Raw genomic sequence first — 15,986 nt, 5'->3', positions numbered from 1 at the left:
ATTATATTGTGTTGGCCGTATGCATTGAGACCATTAGTCTCAACTACTGTGAGTCGGCGGTTCCAACTGAGTCCACCGTACTGAGGAAGGATCCGGCACTTCTGAGACACCTATCAAGATATTGTAGAATAGTATTCTATTTCAGAATAGCACGCTATTCAGTCGATTCTGAAGAAGCAGACTCGCGGGCTTGTTCGAACCGTTCGACCACTTCATCCACGAGGTCTTCCTCCACGACGGTTCGTAGGAGGGCATCAGTCGTCCCCCCGACGAGGCGGACATAGCCGTGGTCGTCGACGGACCGCCCGAAATTGAGGTCACTTCCGAGATCAGGGACGGTTACGATCGGGAACTCGAGTCCCTTTGCTGCGTGAATCGTCGTTATCCGAACGCCCTCAACATCTCCTGGAATGTCAGCCTACCCCTTCTCGGGGGTCGATCTCAGCTTGGCGGTCGATCCGATGGCGCAACCCGGCAGCTGTGTGGACACCGTTCTCGCTCCAAGTGCGGACCTGGTCGCGGAACTTCTCGACGTTCGCGACGGCCTGCTGACCGTGTTCGTCAGCACTCACACTCGCCAGATACCCCGTGTCGTCGATCACTCGGGACAACAGACGGTTCCACGGGAGTACGCCATCCTCAGACGGCGTCGCGCAGCCACTAAGGGTCCGCCACGTCGTGAGGAGGTCGAAGGCATCTGCGAGCTGTGGATCGTCCGTCTCGGCGAACGCGTCCAACACTGAATCGGTCTCTGCGACAGCCGGTGCGAGGCAGTCATCGGTGAAGCCGAACAGCGGCGATCGAAGCACCCCATAGAGCGAGACGTTGTCCTGTGGATCACCAAGTGCCCGAAGCAGGTTCTGAGCGCCTGGATCTCAGGCGTATCGTAGAACCACGAGTGCATCACCGACGACATCCTCCTAGACGCCGCGGAGGATGCTCAGGCCCAGATCAAGCAGAAAAGTCTCGATTCACTAACGCCATACCAGCGCGCCGTGTACGACACCGTTCGCGAGCACGGCCCGGTCGGGCCGAGCGAGATTCACGAGGGCTATACCGAGGACGCCGATGGCCCACGGACGAAGCGGACTATCCGCACATACCTCTCGAAGATGGAGCAGTACAACCTCATCGAGGCGGAGGGGACGAGTCGGGATCGAGAGTACTCGCTCGTCGGTTCGGCAGCGGCGTCGCCGATGCAGTGAATTGTTGGCCGTTCGAGCAGGCGTCCCTGAACTGGTGTCCCAGCGGGTCTCCACACCAGCTTTTTCCACCGCCCATAGAACCGAGGGTCTGACGGAGTTCTATCACAGATGACCTCGTAATCACCGGATATGGATGATATGATTGCGGATATGCTGGAATCTCAAGCAGGTCCGCCCCACGACACTGACACAGCTGTCGACGAGTTCGGAGAGCCCCTGTCTCTCCTTCTCGGATACGGTGATCTCGGTGCACAAATCGCTCAACAAGGCTGGGACTCCCGCTACCCACATCGCAGATACTCGGAGGCACACACATACGGTGTACAAGAGTTGGAAGACTTCCCAACTGCTGCGACAGAAGCAGACTTTGTCATCCTTACCGGTAGCACGGACTGCCATCGCCTCGGAGAAAGAATCGGGGACACACTACCTGAAGAAACCACCAGTATCGCCATTCCCGTCCCTGTAGACGACACCAGACCTCACGAGATTGATGCTGTTGACGCCACGGTCCCCTGCGCCCAGACACTCGTGCAAGAACTGGCAACAGACTTGTTAACCATTCTGACTGCACAAATCCAGATCTCACCACCTCCACAACTCTACCAGGAACTACAAACTGCCGGGCTAATGCAAGGATTCCGGGGACAGGAGAAAAACGTCGACTCGGGGGTGTCGGTACACGACTTCGCAGAAACCCTCGTCACCAATACGCTTGAGAATCCGGTCTACACCAACGACCGTACCCACACTGAGGAGTGCGTCAGCTTCCTTCAGGCTGGAACCGATCTGACACTGAGAGACGCTGAAGCAGTACGGGACGAAATCACGACCCAAGTCAAATCCAGAGGTGGGCTGGAACTCTTTACCGCAGCTACCACGGAGAATCTGGAAAACGAGTCCCGGCTGACACTCCTTCGTGTCTGAGTTCGTCCTGTGGTGACCACTGCTACCAGCGCCTGTTGCGCTCACCTCTCGGCTGGAGCCGCCTCACCTGCTCGGTGGGACTGACAGCGCGAGATCTCCGTGCTGAACGTGCTCAACGAAGTCCCACGCGTAATAGTGGTCCCAGCCATCGACGTGTCCTAAATCGAGATCATCAACCACGAGATGGCCCTCGGCATTGGGGAACAACTCTCGAAGAATCCGAAGCCGTTCTTTACGGTCCGGCCACCACTCGTAATACCCGTACTCGTTCTGCTCGCCGAGCGCATCAATATGCCCGTCACGACGCCGAATCGACCCCACTGTCCCTGGAATAGCTGCTTCGTCAACGAGGTTCTTGATTCCCGACCGCCCAGCCCTCGTGGCCGATCTCGTGCGCCCAGTACCGGACCACGAAAGCGGCACTGCGTCCCGCTGCGGATGGGGGTTCACGTCGACCGTCCAGTCCCGATCGAACGCTAAGGCGTACATTACGCTAGGTCCACGAGGTGCGTTGCCAGCGTTTCGAGTTCGTCGACCTCATCAATCGCACTCACCCATCGATCCGGGAGTTGTGGCGCGCCGAACCGTGCCCCGGCGACTGCGCCCGCAATCGCGCCTATCGTATATTATGAGATCCCGCGGCAGACAAGCGTCCGAGAGATCGCCGACGAGATGGATTGCTCGGAAAGCACCGTCGCAGACCACCTGCGGAAGGCAGAAGCGCGACTTGTGTCGCTCTACGGAGATCATCCAGTAGTACTGTGAATACTACGTTCTGGCGAACCGAAAGGCGATCTCAATCAGAAGCCAGATTCCGGCATTGGCGTCGCTTCGTCGTCGATGAAACTGTGTACCGTCGCTATGATGCGATCAGGGGCTTCCGTCGGACCACCGTGACCGACGTCATCGAATTCTACGAACTGACTGCTCGAAAGGGCGGCGTCCACTGCACGGATGCCATCTCGAAGATGAGGCGGTCCCGCAGTCCCGGTCAGTAAGAGGACTGGCGCGTCGATCTCAAGTGCGTCCGGAAGTTGGTACTGCTCGATCGCGCGATTGATTCGCGCGATGTTTTCGGTCAAAGCGACGATTTCGGGCCACGGCGGCCACTCAGCGAGCCAACTATCGAGATCATCGATCTCGCCACCGTGCATCACCTCTCGGATATAGAACTTCATTGCCTCGCGTCGATCGCCGTCGTCGATTCGTTCCTGCATCCGCGCTGCGAGTTCGGCTTGTTCTCCATAGTCGTCGACGAGAACCGCCGGCTCATACGCGATGAGCTTCTTGACCGATGCTTTCCGAGCGGTTTCGATCGCTAACAGACCACCGAACGAGTGCCCGAACAGGACCGGCGTTCCTTCGACTGCATCGATAACTGCTTGAACGTCTTCGACACCACGTTCGAGGCGATACTCCTCAGAGTCGCCGCTTTCCCCAACGCCGCGTCGGTGGGGAACAACGACCGTGTAGTCCTCAGCGAAGTGAGGAACGATTGGCTTCCAGTACTCGGGAGACGACCCGCCGTGAAGGAGAATGAGCGGCGGGCCTTCTCCGTACTGTTCGTATGCGATACTGGTCCCGTCTGCGGAAATCACAGTCTGCATTGATGCGTTGTATCGTTGGGGTGTAACCGAAGAGTGAGTGACTCTCAGTCGTCCGGCGTTTTAAATAGGGCCGTGGCAGGATGACCGATGCGTGCTCTTAGAAGAGGGGCGATGTAGGCGTGGCCCGTCGAATAGTAGAACTAAGGGGTTACTGAACCGCGGCCTTGGAAGCCCGCTTGAGGAGGCCGACGGCAATACCACCAAGAGCAATGTTGAATCCGAAAAGAACGACAACAGCAGGGAGAACCGTGTTCCAAAGCCCAGCGAACGCCGTTACCTCGAAAACCGACATCACGTCCTGTCCGAGCATCAGTGCTCGGATGCCATCGACACCGTACGTGATGGGATTGGCGACTGCAACGCTTTGAATCCAGCCAGGAAGGATCTCGAGTGGAAGGAACGCACTCGAAATGAACAGCAACGGGAAGGTCAGGAGATTGGCGATCATCACTGTCGCTTCTCGATCACGAGTAACGAGCGCGACAATATTCGAGTACGCCATAAAGACGCCGCCGAAGATGACGGTCACGACGACGATACCGAGGACACCAACCGCTCCTGTCTGGAGATACTGCGCGGCAGGTGCCCCTGGCTTAAGAACTACCAGCAGGTACCCGAGAGTGAGAATGATTCCCGTCTGGGCAGTGATGCGAACCACTTCAGACAGTGCTTTCCCGACGAACATCGCAGCTCGATTCATCGGGGAAATCAACGTCTTGTCGAACATTCCTGTCTCCATATCGTCAACGAGCCCGATCCCGGAGACAGCCGCCGCGGCCAGTGTTGACTGAATGATTATTGCGGGTGTGAGGTACGTCACGTACGTTATATCACTCTGTACTGTTTGGGCGATTGTTCCTCCTGCGATGGCACCGAGTACTTCCGCCATCAGGACGAAGAAGATGACCGGCTGGATCAACGACGTGAACGTCACGTACGGATTGCGGGAGGTCTTGACGAGCCACCGTTTGAAGCTGATCCAGGCGTCAGTCACGGAGTTGTTCCCAGAGGCTCTCGTCACCGAGCCACTCTCGGTGGCGTTCCGTTCGGCAGGGACGCTGCTCATCGCGCCACCGCCCGAGCACTCACTGTATCGTCCTTCGTGCTGGTGTCGCTACTATCATCCTCACCGGCCAGTGTGAGGAAGACGTCATCAAGCGTCGGTGATTGGATGTCGAAATCAGTGACTTCGACGTCCGCTGCGGCTAGTTCAGTGAACAGTTCGCTCGTGGTTGAGCGAGCGTTGTCGGCTTCGATGGTGAGGCCGTCGGCAGTTCGTTCGATAGTCGCCGTATCGAGGTCTTTGAGGCGACGAACCGCGTTTACGGCACGACGGCGTGTCCCATCGGACGGGTTCTTCAGGGTGAGTGTGACAGTGTCCGTCCCTACGGCTGATTTGAGTGCGTCCGGGGTGCCGGTGTGGGTAATCCGTCCATCTTGGAGGAGGCCGAGGCGGTCACACAACTCGTTCGCTTCTTCGAGATACTGTGTCGTGAGGAACACCGTCGTTCCCTGATCGTTGATCTTCTCGAAGTAGTTCCAGACACGGAGCCGTGCCTCGGGATCCAGCCCGGTAGTCGGTTCGTCGAGGAAAACCACCGGGGGACGATGCACGAGGACGGTCGCCGTATCGAGCCGTTTCTGCATTCCGCCCGAGAACGTTTCCGCTCGCTTGTCCGCTACGTCTCGGAGATCGACGAGGTCGAGCAGTTCTTCGATGCGTTCGTCGCGCTGATCTTTCGGCACGCCATACATTCGACAGGCAATACGGAGGTTCTCACAGGGTGTGAGCTCAAAGTCGATGCTTGTTTCTTGGGCCATATAGCCGATCGATTCGCGGACAGCCCGTGCATCGGTCTTCGTATCGTAGCCGTTGATCCGGACTGATCCCTGCGTTGGATGCAGCAACGTGACGAGGGTCTTGATCGTGGTTGTTTTGCCAGCTCCGTTGGGGCCGAGGAAGCCGAAGAATTCGCCTTCTTCGACGTCCAGGGAGACGCCCCGGACCGCTTCGGTCCCATCGTCATACGTGACGTGGACATCGTCAGCGCGGATCGCGGAGTGCCGCACAGCGGTACCCGCCTCGTTCTCAGATTGTCGTTGCGCCTGTTGCAATACCATAGGCGAGTAAAACGTCGAGCCGCCTCCGGGTAGGGAATTCTCGAATCTGTGCGGGCGTTTAAGTCCCTCTCCCGATCAGAGAGGGCGCTGGGTCTCCGTTAGTTGGGGAGTGGGGGCCACGTCGTCGCCACGGTCTCCTCGATGAGCTGCGTTTGGGCTCGCCGCAGTCGCTCAGAGACGGACGACGGCGAAATCCCAAGTTCTGCGGCGACATCCTCTAGGGACGCTTTCCGCGGGATGTCGAAATACCCCAGTTCGTACGCGGTTCGGAGTGCCTCGTGTTGACGGTCGGTGAGTCCATCACCCGGCGGTTCGGACTCCCCGTCTCGGGTGAGACGGTGCAAGCGGAACCCGGCATTCCGCTGCCAGAACGAGGAGAACTTGTTGAACGCGTCTCGGTCGGCGAACCAACCGGTCTGTCGCCACCCGCCTGGGACGACGTCAATCCGCTCGATAATCGCGTCAGCCGTTGCGAGCGCTTCGAGACCCGCAAGATCGTCGAGGTGGTCTCCGAGCTGTTCTTCCAGACTGAGCGCTGGGAGGACCTGGTATCGACGGGTATCGCCCGCCTGTCCGACGAGCGTCCACTCCCCAACGTCGTATGCATCCGTGAAGGCAGCCTCAACGGTCGCTTGCGACCCGTCCTGAACAGTGACGAGAAATAGCGGCCGGTTCCCATGATTGTACTGCATCTCTAAGACCAGCGTGGCTTCAGACGCCCGTTCCGCGACGCCAGCGAGCGGTAACGCCTGACAGTGGATATCGAACTCAGCAACGAGTCCCATATGTTATCTATTTTATCGGTCGTTATGTGAATGGCGAAAGAGACGAACGGGGAAATCTGTCTGGTCAATCGGCTCGGGGCTTGGCCCCGAGGCGACTCACACAGTGAAGAAGCCGAGATTAGAGAGTAACCAGCTAAATGCAAGTCCGAGAAGTGCCAACAGCGTCTGGTGGACGCGTGCAGACAGTGACCAGTAGCCGTTTCGCCACGAGAGTACGGCACCGACGTTAGTCACTAGCGTGAGGAGTACCACAAGATACGGGAGCGTGAGTGCGATCTGCATCGCCAGCGGTCGCGTGACGAGCGTCAGACTGCCGCCCGTACCAACGATGAGACTAAACAGGACGACGAACCCCAGAGAGACAGCGCTCAGCCCGACGGCTGCTGCCCGAGCGAGCCACGGGAGCCTCGTGACCCCGCCCGTGACGTCTCGCGTGATCCGACTCTCGTCGTCTGATTCCTGGAGTTGGTCTGTCTGTTGGTGCGAGACGTGTTGATCCGTCATTCAGGACCCACCTCAGGTTCACTGCCAGTCCGACGCTGCTTCCACTGTTGTAGGGTGCCGTATGCAACCCTGCCAGCGAGCGATAGCCCGAAGCCAGATACTGTTGTCCCGAGGACACCGCCAGTGACGAGCTGTCGTTCGTGGAACGGAACCGGTTGGTAGACGCCAGTCGGTTCGCCGCTCATATTCAGCCCCTCCACTTCCCCGTCTGTAACCTCGAAAGCGAGGACCTCGTGACCACCAACCTCGTGATACACGTACGGGTCGGTCTCGATCCACTCCCGGGTGTCGCCGTCGAGAGTGGATGTGCGGAGACGGCTATCGTCTGCAGATTCGACAGAAAGGTGTGCGAGTTGGTCGGCGACCTGCAGAGGACCGCTCGCTGGGAGGGACGAAAGACTGTACTCGCCGGCGACGGTTTCAGCGCGCTCCCGCCTACCTGGTTTCGAGGTGGGAGTTGGAGTGGGTGGCGCGGGTTGGAGATCATACTCAGCGATGATTTCATCGACGACAGCCGCCGGAAGCCCGCTGGGATTGCTGTTGTACGCCACGAAGATCCCGGTCTCGTGATCTGGTGCGAGTGCCAAGTGGCTCGTGAAGTTGACCGTCGCACCCGAGTGGGCGAGGAGGTTCGCATCCGGGCTCCCGTACTCGTGGAAGCCGTACCGCCAGTTCGTGACTGCTGGATGGCGCACGTGATGGCGACTATGCATCCGCTCGGTAGTCGCCGCGTTGAGGATCCGCGTGCCGCTGACGGCCCCATTGCCGAGATGTGCCTGCATAAATGCGGCCATCTCTGTTGCGGTCGCGCTCAGCGACCCTGCGGGCCGCATATTGATGTAGACGTCGTCGGCCACGGTGAACGACGCATCGTTGCGGACGTGCGGTGCAGCGAGATTTCCCGGATGGTTGTCGGGGACGGGCTGGGCGAACGTACTGTGGGACATTCCGAGCGGATCGAAAACTTCCGATTGGACGTATTCCGTGAACGTCGTGTCGTGTGCCTCAGCTACGACGTGACCAGCGAGTGCCGCGCCGTAGTTGGAATACCCGACGAGTTCACCAGGTCGACGGATACGCGGGGGTTGCTGATCGACCAGGACGGTCTCCAGCGAGTCGAGAGCATCTGGATCAGCGACGAGCTCGGGATCGAGCGTGGATTCGAACCCAGCGGTGTGTGTGCCGAGATGCCGAAGGGTCACCGGCTCATCGTAGGTAGCCGGGACAGTAACTGGTGAGTCGTCGAGATACGTGGTGATGTCGGCGTCAAGGTCGAGCACGCCTCGTTCAACACCCTGCATAACGGCGGTGTACGTCACGAGTTTCCCGACCGACCCGACCCGAAACGCTGTGTCGTCAGCTCGAACCGGGACTCCGGCGTCAGTATCTGCAACACCGTATCCCTTGGTGAACACGGGAGAACCTCCCGAGACGATCGCCACGGTAGCTCCGGGAGTCGTCACCCCGATCCGTTCGGCCATCACATCATCGACGAACGCTTCGAGCCCGTCGGGATCCGGGACGGGACTCTCGTTTTCCTGTCTTTCTGTAATCTGGGAGTTGGTCGTGGCGCTCGTCCGCCCGGCTGCAGTTCCGAAGCCCACGAGCCCGAGACTACCGAGACACGCGAGGAACGACCGTCTCGTCGTTCGATCACCCATAGTGGTTTCCGTGGAACGTCGTGATCGTGTCATTAGTTGGGATTTCCACGTGCTGTGACGCGAATGCCCAATTGAAGCCCGAATACGTGCGAGAACGTGCTCATTCGGTGATCACCTCGGTGAGGCCTCGATGGTAGCGATGAGACCGAAGCACGATGTTGAGGTGCTCTCGACGGTGAGGCCGGCCTGTTCGACGGTTTCTAGCGGGTTGTGGGTTAGTCGGCAACCGTTCTTCTCGTACTGGGATTCAGCCCGCCAATCCTGGAGCCGAGCGAGCGGCGCAGCGTCGCTGTGACGGTGTTCGAGTAGTAGTATCTCGCCGTCGGATGTGCAGACGCGCTCCATTTCGTGGAGCGCGGCCATCGGGTCGGGGAACGTGCACGTGGAAAACGACGAGACGACGGTGTCGAAACTGTCGTCAGGGAAGTCGATCGCCTGGGCATCCATCGTTTGAACCGTTCCTTCCACATCGAGCCTGTCGAGTTCAGAACGAGCGTGGGTGAGCATCTCATCGCTGATGTCGATACCGACGACCTCGCTTGCCGACGGGAGGTACTGGAAATTCCGCCCGGTCCCGCAGGCGACATCAAGGATTCGCCCACTCGCGTGCCAGAAGTGATCTCGACGATACCGTCCAGCGACCAACTGGTCGAGTCGGCGCCACCGAGCGAGTTCGTCAGCCACGTCTGCGTACGCGTCGGCGATCTCGTCGGCTGATTTCGAGCCGTTTGGTACTGACTGTTCTCGCGCAGTCTGCTCGCTCTGTGTTCGATTCGCCTGGCCTGTCGGGTCGTGGATGGGTTTCGATTGCACGGGGGTGAGCCTCCGGTGACTACATCTGTAGGTCGAGCCGCTGACGTCCATAAAACATTGGATATTTGATAATTTATCGGATTTGATTCAAAACTTGAGTTGAGCGTAAAGCCACGGTTCTAGACCATTTACACCACTAATCGGAAAATATCTGATCAGCACCGCATTCCACTCAACACCGATTTTGTAATGAAACTGTTACTATCGCCGAAATCAACCGTTCTCGCGTCGCACGCGCTCCGTCCGCACCACGGTCGCAGTCGAGTCGAGATAGAGTCTCACTGCATCCTCCCCGTGACGCAACACGACTTCGTATTCGTCGGGGTCCGACGCGACCTGTTCGGATGTCCACCGGCCCTCATATACGTATTCGTGAAATTCCCAGAGCCCTCTGGCAGTCACGTCAACTCCGCGCTCCCAATGGAACGCAATCGATGCCGGATGATAAACGGCGCTATACGTCAACGGGCTATTATACTCCCGGAGACACGCGCCACAGGTACTCCGCACAACAAACGAAGCAGCCTCAGGCAACGCACTCGCAGGCACCTCAACCACCTCCACGGAGAGTTGCGCGCCACACTCCGGACACAGCCGTTGTCGAATCAGTCTGGCATCCTCCGCACTTCGTCGCTTGACACTCTGAACGAGAGCGTCGGTTCCCCGTGTCCTGACCTGTGCGGGCGTTATCGGTTGTCCAGCGACTTGCTGCTCACACGCCGTACAGTCGATTCGGAAAAACTGATGCGACAAACTCGCTTCCAGCGCCTCCGCCCCACAAAAGATACACACCCCATCGATCGGTTCCGGACCGAACGACTCCGGTGAACCGTAATTTTCAGCGAGAATAAACCGAACGATGCGTTCACCAGCGTGCGAAAGCGAATACCCGTCGTCGGTTTTTCGCAGGTAGGTCCCAGCGAGTTCCCCGAGGTGGTACGACAGCTTCGAGCTATTTTCCACGTCAACACGGTCATAAATCTCAGAGAACGCGAGCTCAGCAGCGCCCGAGTCGACCTGGTCAAGATCGTACTGCGCAACCGCGACGGCGCGAAGAATATCGACCCGAGTATCGTCGGCAAGTAATCGAAAGATATCGGTCGGCGAACGACGTCCGGTCATGATTTGAGATGGTTCCCACCACTCCAGGCATACTGTTGAAACCCCTCCTTCTTTCAGGTACTTACCCGCGAATTAACAGTCCGAAACCGTGTCCCAGGATAGCTACGGGGCATTCACGATGAGGTACTCTTGTGCTGTTTCGACTCTCTCTATGGAGACGACCACCTGGCCATTCTCCATTCGTGGGAATTCGGCTGACCCCTTGCCGCTCGGATCGACGCAGAGAAATTCGATTTCACCCGTGGTAGGTTTCAGTGTGATGTTTTCGGGCGTTCCAAGTTTCGTCCCGTCAGTTGTCATACCGTCACAGTCGCTAAGAGAGGCCAGAGAGAGCGAACCCATAGACAATTCTCGTCAGAATGGAGTCTTAACATTCAACTAAGCTGAAACAACGACTTCAGTTTTGAGCCCCGTCGCGGGGCCTCATTTGTTTGTGACTGTGATCAACCAACGGCTCAGTCACGACAGGTGATCAAGTAGTTCGTCGGTGACTGCCTCGCGCTCGTGGTGCACCCAATGTGACGCGTCAGGAAACGTCCTGAGGCGCCCGGTTTCACAGTAGTCGAGACTCCGTTCGGCCATCGACGGGACGAGTCCGACGTCGTCTTCGCCCCAGCAGATCAGCGTTGGCTGGACCACGGTGTTGCGCGGGGGTCGCTCTGATCGCCGGAAGCCACGGTACCAGTTGATTCGTGGCTCGATACCAGTGTGTTGCCACGCTGCCTGGTACCGTGCGATCGCTTCGTCGTCGAACGTTCCTTCATTCGAGGACACTTCGAGCGTCGCAACCATATTGTTCATCCCGTTCCGGCGCAGCAGCCACTCGGGGAGCTTCGGGAACTGGTAGAACCAGACGTACCAACTCCGGGCGATCTGGCGGAGACTGGAGCGGAGCGTCTCTCGATACACCGTCGGGTGCGGAACGTTGCAGATCCCGAGCCGATCGACGACCGTCGGCTCACGGAGAGCGACGTTCCAAGCGACGAACGCGCCGAAATCGTGCCCGACTACGTGGGCCGATTCGCGTCCCTCACTGCGGATTAATTCACGGACATCGGCGACGAGATTCGACATCCGGTAGGCATCGATTCCGTCGGGCGCCTCGCTCAGATTACAACCCCGCTGATCCGGGACCACCACACGGTAGCCGGCTTCGACGAGCGAACCGATCTGGTCGCGCCACCCGTACCAGAAATCCGGGTGACCATGTAACAAGACGACGAGGGGTGCGTCAGGTTCACCGGCTGTTACGACGTGGAGTCGGACGCCGTTTACCTCCCGGTAGGCGGACTCGATGGTAGGGGTTGTAAGCAGCGATGCGTCAGTGTCTGTGGACGGAGTCGTGGCTGACATCAGTTTTGTTGGGAAGGCGAACGGTTCGGGCGCTCTACTCAGGCGTCAACGTGGGTTTGGTATCAGAGAATACGCGATGTATCTGAATAGGCAGACTGCCGTAGCAGTGGGGCTATTTTTATCTCCGACTACGAGCCCGATCGCATCAGCTCGGGGTTCGTGCCACGACTCACCCAGTAAGAAGGTAAGTTTAGGTTCCGGAACTCGGTCACGAAACCCACCGAACGCGTCTCCGAAATCACATTAGCGGACAATCTCGCTGAAGACGCGTTCTTCGACTTTTCGAAGGTGTTCACCCACTGTTCCTGGAGAGATCCCGATGGCATCCCCGACCTCTTCGAGTGACGCCTGACGTGGTTCGGTGTAATACCCTAACTCTACGGCTGCCTCAAGGACTTCTTCTTGGCGAGTGGTGATCAACCGACTGAGGGACGACTCGTCAGCCTTGTACTCGCCCATCTCGAGAATGTCGACCGCCATCGAATCCAGTTCGTCGGCGTAGTCGAACAGTTTTCTGAAGGTATCGTCTGTCCCGAGGTACGTGATCTTGAGATGGTCCTCGGAAGTGAAGCGAATCGGGGTGTCAACCACAAGAAACGACTCTTGCTGGAGCGCCAGCGCCTTTCGGACTTCGTCGGTCGGGTCAAATTGACTCACAGCCATCCAACGGTCGTCCCCGGCGACGAGATACTCGATCACGTGCGGGGATTCGTCCATAATCTGTTCGTACTGCGCTTGACTGCCACTCGCTTCGGCCAGTAGCACCACGGTCCCGTCGGCCAGCAGTTCAACGTGATGAATCGCTCTTCGGTCGATGCCCGGTGCCTCCGTGAGCTTGTCCCCGAGCGGGTGGAATGCACCTCCGTTACTTGGTTTGATCTCCACCGTGAGATACCGCATACGACGAGTTGTCTCACGTGGGGAATAAATCACTACGGGGGAGCCGCTCACCGCTGCCGCGCAACGAAGCAAATCGGCTTCGAAATTCCACTGGTATTTATATTACGTCATCGGTGAGGCAGTGCGCCTACCGGGCCACATCCGGAACTGGTACGCGAGGACGATGTCTCAGCATCACCGCCCGCCCGCCCGGCAGTCCCCGGCTGAGGCGGTCTCCGCCCTCCTAACCGACGTCATCGTCGGTCGTGAAACGCACGAGAACGCCCCTGCGGTCGTGATCCGCGCTGACCGAGTGCAGAGCGTCCTCTCGACGCTTCGCTCGGTGGCGGGATTCGATCACTGTTCGTGTGTGACCGCCCAGGAGTACGAAGACCGCTTCGAGACGATCTATCACCTCACCAGCTACGATGATCGGACACGCGAGTTGTCAGTCGTCGTCCCGACAGCGAAGGACGACCCCGTGAGCGATTCAGCGGCCTCAGTCTACCGGACTGCTGCGTGGCACGAACGTGAGGCCTACGACCTGGTCGGTATCGAGTACGAGGATCACCCGGACCTGCGGCGGATTCTGCTGCCGGAGACGTGGCAAGGACATCCGTTGTCGCTGGACTACGATCAGACACGGCCCCAGATCGTGCCGTTGTCCGAACACGCGAACCCGCTACAGGAAGATCATCGTGAGGGCCCCGACACGATGCACGTCAACATCGGACCGCACCACCCATCGACTCACGGTGTCCTTCATTTAAACGTCGAACTGAACGGAGAGACGATCGCCGACGTTGAGCCGGATATCGGGTACATCCACCGGTGTGAGGAGCAGATGTGCCAGCAGGGGACCTACCGCCATCAGATTATGCCGTACCCCGACCGCTGGGACTGGGGCGGTGCGGGTCTCCTGAACGAGTGGGCCTACGCACGCGTCATCGAAGACTTAGCCGGGATCGACGTCCCCGAGTACGCTCAAGTCGTCCGAACGATGAGCGCCGAATTATCCCGAATTCTCTCGCACCTGTTATTCACGGCGATGTACGCATTGGACGTCAGCGGCGAGTTCAATGGCACCTTTATGTACGGTTTTCGGGACCGGGAAGTCGTCCAGGATCTCCTGGAGGACCTGACCGGACAGCGGATGATGTTCAACTTCTTCCGGGTCGGTGGCGTCGCGTGGGACTTGCCCGAGCCGCGCGGGGAGTTCCTCGAAAACGTCCGGGCCTTCACCAACGAGTTGCCGCGGAAACTCACCGAGTATCACGACCTCCTGACGAGCAACGAAGTCTTCCAGGCCAGATGTGTCGACACCGGCGAGCTCCCACCGGCAGTCGCAAAGCAGTATGGAGCCACCGGGCCAGTCGCTCGCGCCTCCGGTATCGATTACGACCTCCGACGTGACGACCCGTACGGCCACTACGACCGTCTCGAATGGAACGTCATCACCCGTGACGGCTGCGACAACTTCGCCCGCGTGCTCGTTCGACTGCAAGAAATCGAAGAATCAGCAACCATCGTCGATCAGTGCGTCGATCTGCTCTCAGACTGGCCGGACGCGGACCGGACCTGCCAAGCCAACGTACCGCGGACGTTGAAACCGACCGGGGAGTGTTACAGGGCCGTCGAGGGCGCGAAAGGCGAACTCGGAATCTACATCCGCGCAGACGGAACCGACACGCCCGCACGGTTCAAAATCCGTGGACCGTCGTTCTCGAACCTATCGGCGCTGCCGGCGATGGCGGAAGACGAGTACGTCGCCGATCTCGTCGCAACACTGGGTAGTCTCGACACGATTATGGGGGAGGTCGATCGATGACGGTGCCGACCTCCACATCGTGGCGGAGAGACTCCGATCAGCAAGTGACCTGTATCGCCTGCGGCGAGACGATCGACCGCGATGCTGCACGAGAATACGACAAACAGGGCGACCGCTGGAACCGTGACGACAAGGAGTTCGAATACCTCTGTAAACCCTGCCATAGAGAGTGCTGTCATCAGAACCGCGACGGACTGGAAGCGACACTCGTCGCGGCCGGTGCTGGCCGGACCGACCGACGGACGTTCCTCAGACAGTTCTGCGAACTCATAGCCGACGACGCGGATCAATCCCGGAACGAATCATAACAGAACGAACGCCTACGCAACCTCTCAAAAAATGACACCACCTGACAATACGACTCAGATGAGCTCCCACCGGCATCGCTCTCGAACCGAGACCGACCCGGTTTCGAACCGACCGATGTCGCTCGCGGAAATCAAGGACTCGTATGCCGAGTACGCTGACTGGATTCACCGATTCGACTGGCTGGCTCACCTCGTCACTGGCCGCTACCGCCGCACACGGTTCGGAGATGTTGACGGGAAAATCCTAGACGTCGCTTGTGGGACGGGAACGAACTTCCGGTATCTTCCAGAAACCGTTGAACTCGTCGGGATAGACATCAGTCCGGAAATGTTAGCACGTGCCGAAGACCGGCTTACAGAACTTGACACCGATGGCACGCTGTTACAGATGGATGCGCAGAATCTCGATTTTGCCGATGACAGTTTCGACGCAGTGATTTCGTCGCTGTCAACGTGTACATTCCCCGATCCAGTCGCCGCGCTCCGTGAGATGAGTCGTGTATGTAAGCCTGAGGGGACGATCCGCTTAGTCGAACACGGTCGAAGTGACGTGAGACCGATCGCAAGCTATCAGGAGTGGCGGACCGATGCTCACTACGCCCAGACCGGCTGTCGCTGGGATCAACGGCCACGTGACGTCGTCGCCGAGGCGGGCCTCACCGTCCAAGACACCACCACTGGATTATTCGGGATGATCACCACCTTCGAGATCGACCCGGACGGCGGTGATGGATGATGGGCATCTCGATGGCTCTCGTCTACTACGCTCGTGACCCAAATACCGAGAGCTGATACGAACGCCTTCTTCTGTATTGGCCGACCTCTGACCAGAAAGCGTCATTTTCTACGGACTTCAACAGAGCCTCCCTCCCG

The 15,986-nt window shown here is 58.6% G+C and carries 17 protein-coding genes and 3 pseudogenes; 6 read left to right on the top strand and 14 right to left on the bottom strand.

The features are described 5' to 3' along the window. Window positions 1–250: 250 nt before the first annotated feature. A pseudogene (locus NO360_RS18955) lies at window positions 251–892 on the bottom strand (3'-5' exonuclease); the annotation flags it as partial. Between NO360_RS18955 and NO360_RS10055 the strand changes: the two are divergent. Together NO360_RS10055 and NO360_RS10050 are read left to right on the top strand one after the other, a co-directional pair. Further along, window positions 891–1,205 (top strand): annotated as a pseudogene (locus NO360_RS10055) (BlaI/MecI/CopY family transcriptional regulator); the annotation flags it as partial. The pseudogenes NO360_RS18955 and NO360_RS10055 sit on opposite strands and share 2 nt — an antisense overlap. Window positions 1,206–1,334: 129 nt before the next feature. Beyond that, the gene (locus NO360_RS10050) at window positions 1,335–2,132 is read left to right on the top strand and encodes a hypothetical protein (protein ID WP_256307675.1); all 798 of its coding nucleotides are present in this window, start codon (window positions 1,335–1,337) and stop codon (window positions 2,130–2,132) included. 63 nt (window positions 2,133–2,195) lie between these two features. Here the strand turns inward: NO360_RS10050 and NO360_RS10045 are convergent, their stop codons facing one another. Together NO360_RS10045 and NO360_RS10040 are read right to left on the bottom strand one after the other, a co-directional pair. Continuing rightward, the gene (locus tag NO360_RS10045) at window positions 2,196–2,621 is read right to left on the bottom strand and encodes a hypothetical protein (protein WP_256307674.1); all 426 of its coding nucleotides are present in this window, start codon (window positions 2,619–2,621) and stop codon (window positions 2,196–2,198) included. Next, window positions 2,621–2,755, bottom strand: a pseudogene (locus NO360_RS10040) (ADP-ribosylglycohydrolase family protein); the annotation flags it as partial. The pseudogene NO360_RS10040 and the gene NO360_RS10045, both read right to left, overlap by 1 nt. Between NO360_RS10040 and NO360_RS19080 the strand changes: the two are divergent. Beyond that, window positions 2,742–2,897: a helix-turn-helix domain-containing protein gene (locus tag NO360_RS19080; protein ID WP_425601428.1), complete on the top strand. Its 156-nt coding sequence runs from the start codon at window positions 2,742–2,744 to the stop codon at window positions 2,895–2,897. The pseudogene NO360_RS10040 and the gene NO360_RS19080 sit on opposite strands and share 14 nt — an antisense overlap. A gap of 35 nt (window positions 2,898–2,932) precedes the next feature. Here the strand turns inward: NO360_RS19080 and NO360_RS10030 are convergent, their stop codons facing one another. The 11 genes from NO360_RS10030 to NO360_RS09980 all read right to left on the bottom strand — a co-directional run bounded on the left by NO360_RS10030 (window position 2,933) and on the right by NO360_RS09980 (window position 12,998). Further along, window positions 2,933–3,739: an alpha/beta fold hydrolase gene (locus tag NO360_RS10030; protein WP_256307672.1), complete on the bottom strand. Its 807-nt coding sequence runs from the start codon at window positions 3,737–3,739 to the stop codon at window positions 2,933–2,935. A gap of 148 nt (window positions 3,740–3,887) precedes the next feature. Beyond that, a complete protein-coding gene (locus NO360_RS10025) occupies window positions 3,888–4,805 on the bottom strand; it encodes an ABC transporter permease (protein WP_256307671.1) in 918 nt (305 codons plus the stop codon). Continuing rightward, the gene (locus NO360_RS10020; protein ID WP_305149165.1) at window positions 4,802–5,860 is read right to left on the bottom strand and encodes an ABC transporter ATP-binding protein; all 1,059 of its coding nucleotides are present in this window, start codon (window positions 5,858–5,860) and stop codon (window positions 4,802–4,804) included. Before NO360_RS10020 ends, NO360_RS10025 begins: the two co-directional genes overlap by 4 nt. Before the next feature lie 98 nt (window positions 5,861–5,958). After that, a complete protein-coding gene (locus tag NO360_RS10015) occupies window positions 5,959–6,645 on the bottom strand; it encodes a helix-turn-helix domain-containing protein (protein ID WP_256307669.1) in 687 nt (228 codons plus the stop codon). A gap of 96 nt (window positions 6,646–6,741) precedes the next feature. Next, entirely contained in the window at window positions 6,742–7,149 is a 408-nt protein-coding gene (locus tag NO360_RS10010) for a hypothetical protein (RefSeq protein WP_256307668.1), read from the bottom strand. After that, window positions 7,146–8,810 (bottom strand): serine hydrolase domain-containing protein, encoded by a 1,665-nt coding sequence (locus NO360_RS10005; protein WP_256307667.1) that lies wholly within the window; start codon window positions 8,808–8,810, stop codon window positions 7,146–7,148. The genes NO360_RS10010 and NO360_RS10005 overlap by 4 nt, the downstream gene beginning before the upstream one ends. A 111-nt stretch (window positions 8,811–8,921) precedes the next feature. Further along, on the bottom strand, window positions 8,922–9,623 hold the full coding sequence (locus tag NO360_RS10000; protein ID WP_256307666.1) for a class I SAM-dependent methyltransferase: 702 nt from the start codon (window positions 9,621–9,623) through the stop codon (window positions 8,922–8,924). Between the two features lie 213 nt (window positions 9,624–9,836). After that, window positions 9,837–10,745, bottom strand: a complete 909-nt coding sequence (locus NO360_RS09995) for a winged helix-turn-helix domain-containing protein (protein WP_256307665.1) — start codon at window positions 10,743–10,745, stop codon at window positions 9,837–9,839. A gap of 102 nt (window positions 10,746–10,847) precedes the next feature. Further along, window positions 10,848–11,045 carry a PRC-barrel domain-containing protein gene (locus tag NO360_RS09990; RefSeq protein WP_256307663.1) on the bottom strand — a complete coding sequence of 66 codons (198 nt, stop codon included), beginning with the start codon at window positions 11,043–11,045 and terminating at the stop codon, window positions 10,848–10,850. 159 nt (window positions 11,046–11,204) lie between these two features. Next, window positions 11,205–12,098, bottom strand: coding sequence for an alpha/beta fold hydrolase (locus NO360_RS09985; RefSeq protein WP_256307662.1), 894 nt, complete (start codon window positions 12,096–12,098; stop codon window positions 11,205–11,207). 243 nt (window positions 12,099–12,341) lie between these two features. After that, window positions 12,342–12,998: a helix-turn-helix domain-containing protein gene (locus tag NO360_RS09980; RefSeq protein WP_256307661.1), complete on the bottom strand. Its 657-nt coding sequence runs from the start codon at window positions 12,996–12,998 to the stop codon at window positions 12,342–12,344. Between the two features lie 163 nt (window positions 12,999–13,161). Here NO360_RS09980 and NO360_RS09975 point away from each other — a divergent pair, with 163 nt between their 5' ends. The 3 genes from NO360_RS09975 (at window position 13,162) to NO360_RS09965 (ending at window position 15,849) form a co-directional block, all read left to right on the top strand. Further along, the gene (locus tag NO360_RS09975; protein WP_256307660.1) at window positions 13,162–14,805 is read left to right on the top strand and encodes an NADH-quinone oxidoreductase subunit D; all 1,644 of its coding nucleotides are present in this window, start codon (window positions 13,162–13,164) and stop codon (window positions 14,803–14,805) included. Next, window positions 14,802–15,113: a DUF7562 family protein gene (locus NO360_RS09970; RefSeq protein WP_256307659.1), complete on the top strand. Its 312-nt coding sequence runs from the start codon at window positions 14,802–14,804 to the stop codon at window positions 15,111–15,113. The genes NO360_RS09975 and NO360_RS09970 overlap by 4 nt, the downstream gene beginning before the upstream one ends. Window positions 15,114–15,228: 115 nt before the next feature. Then, window positions 15,229–15,849 carry a class I SAM-dependent methyltransferase gene (locus NO360_RS09965; protein ID WP_256307658.1) on the top strand — a complete coding sequence of 207 codons (621 nt, stop codon included), beginning with the start codon at window positions 15,229–15,231 and terminating at the stop codon, window positions 15,847–15,849. The last annotated feature ends 137 nt before the right edge of the window (window positions 15,850–15,986 follow it).

The organism is Halobellus litoreus, from assembly GCF_024464595.1.
Taxonomy (GTDB): domain Archaea; phylum Halobacteriota; class Halobacteria; order Halobacteriales; family Haloferacaceae; genus Haloquadratum; species Haloquadratum litoreum.
The sequence above is the reverse complement of the archived record's forward strand: the minus strand, read 5'-3'. Positions and strand labels throughout refer to the sequence as shown.

Excerpts from the sequence above, each read along its gene's own strand:
- NO360_RS10045 (WP_256307674.1), bottom strand. The coding sequence starts at position 2,621 with ATGTACGCCTTAGCGTTCGATCGGGACTGGACGGTCGACGTGAACCCC.
- NO360_RS09990 (WP_256307663.1), bottom strand. The coding sequence starts at position 11,045 with ATGACAACTGACGGGACGAAACTTGGAACGCCCGAAAACATCACACTG.
- NO360_RS10015 (WP_256307669.1), bottom strand. The coding sequence starts at position 6,645 with ATGGGACTCGTTGCTGAGTTCGATATCCACTGTCAGGCGTTACCGCTC.
- NO360_RS09965 (WP_256307658.1), top strand. The coding sequence starts at position 15,229 with ATGTCGCTCGCGGAAATCAAGGACTCGTATGCCGAGTACGCTGACTGG.
- NO360_RS10010 (WP_256307668.1), bottom strand. The coding sequence starts at position 7,149 with ATGACGGATCAACACGTCTCGCACCAACAGACAGACCAACTCCAGGAA.
- NO360_RS09995 (WP_256307665.1), bottom strand. The coding sequence starts at position 10,745 with ATGACCGGACGTCGTTCGCCGACCGATATCTTTCGATTACTTGCCGAC.
- NO360_RS09985 (WP_256307662.1), bottom strand. The coding sequence starts at position 12,098 with ATGTCAGCCACGACTCCGTCCACAGACACTGACGCATCGCTGCTTACA.
- NO360_RS10050 (WP_256307675.1), top strand. The coding sequence starts at position 1,335 with ATGGATGATATGATTGCGGATATGCTGGAATCTCAAGCAGGTCCGCCC.
- NO360_RS09980 (WP_256307661.1), bottom strand. The coding sequence starts at position 12,998 with ATGCGGTATCTCACGGTGGAGATCAAACCAAGTAACGGAGGTGCATTC.
- NO360_RS10025 (WP_256307671.1), bottom strand. The coding sequence starts at position 4,805 with ATGAGCAGCGTCCCTGCCGAACGGAACGCCACCGAGAGTGGCTCGGTG.
- NO360_RS10020 (WP_305149165.1), bottom strand. The coding sequence starts at position 5,860 with ATGGTATTGCAACAGGCGCAACGACAATCTGAGAACGAGGCGGGTACC.
- NO360_RS10005 (WP_256307667.1), bottom strand. The coding sequence starts at position 8,810 with ATGGGTGATCGAACGACGAGACGGTCGTTCCTCGCGTGTCTCGGTAGT.
- NO360_RS09970 (WP_256307659.1), top strand. The coding sequence starts at position 14,802 with ATGACGGTGCCGACCTCCACATCGTGGCGGAGAGACTCCGATCAGCAA.
- NO360_RS09975 (WP_256307660.1), top strand. The coding sequence starts at position 13,162 with ATGTCTCAGCATCACCGCCCGCCCGCCCGGCAGTCCCCGGCTGAGGCG.
- NO360_RS10030 (WP_256307672.1), bottom strand. The coding sequence starts at position 3,739 with ATGCAGACTGTGATTTCCGCAGACGGGACCAGTATCGCATACGAACAG.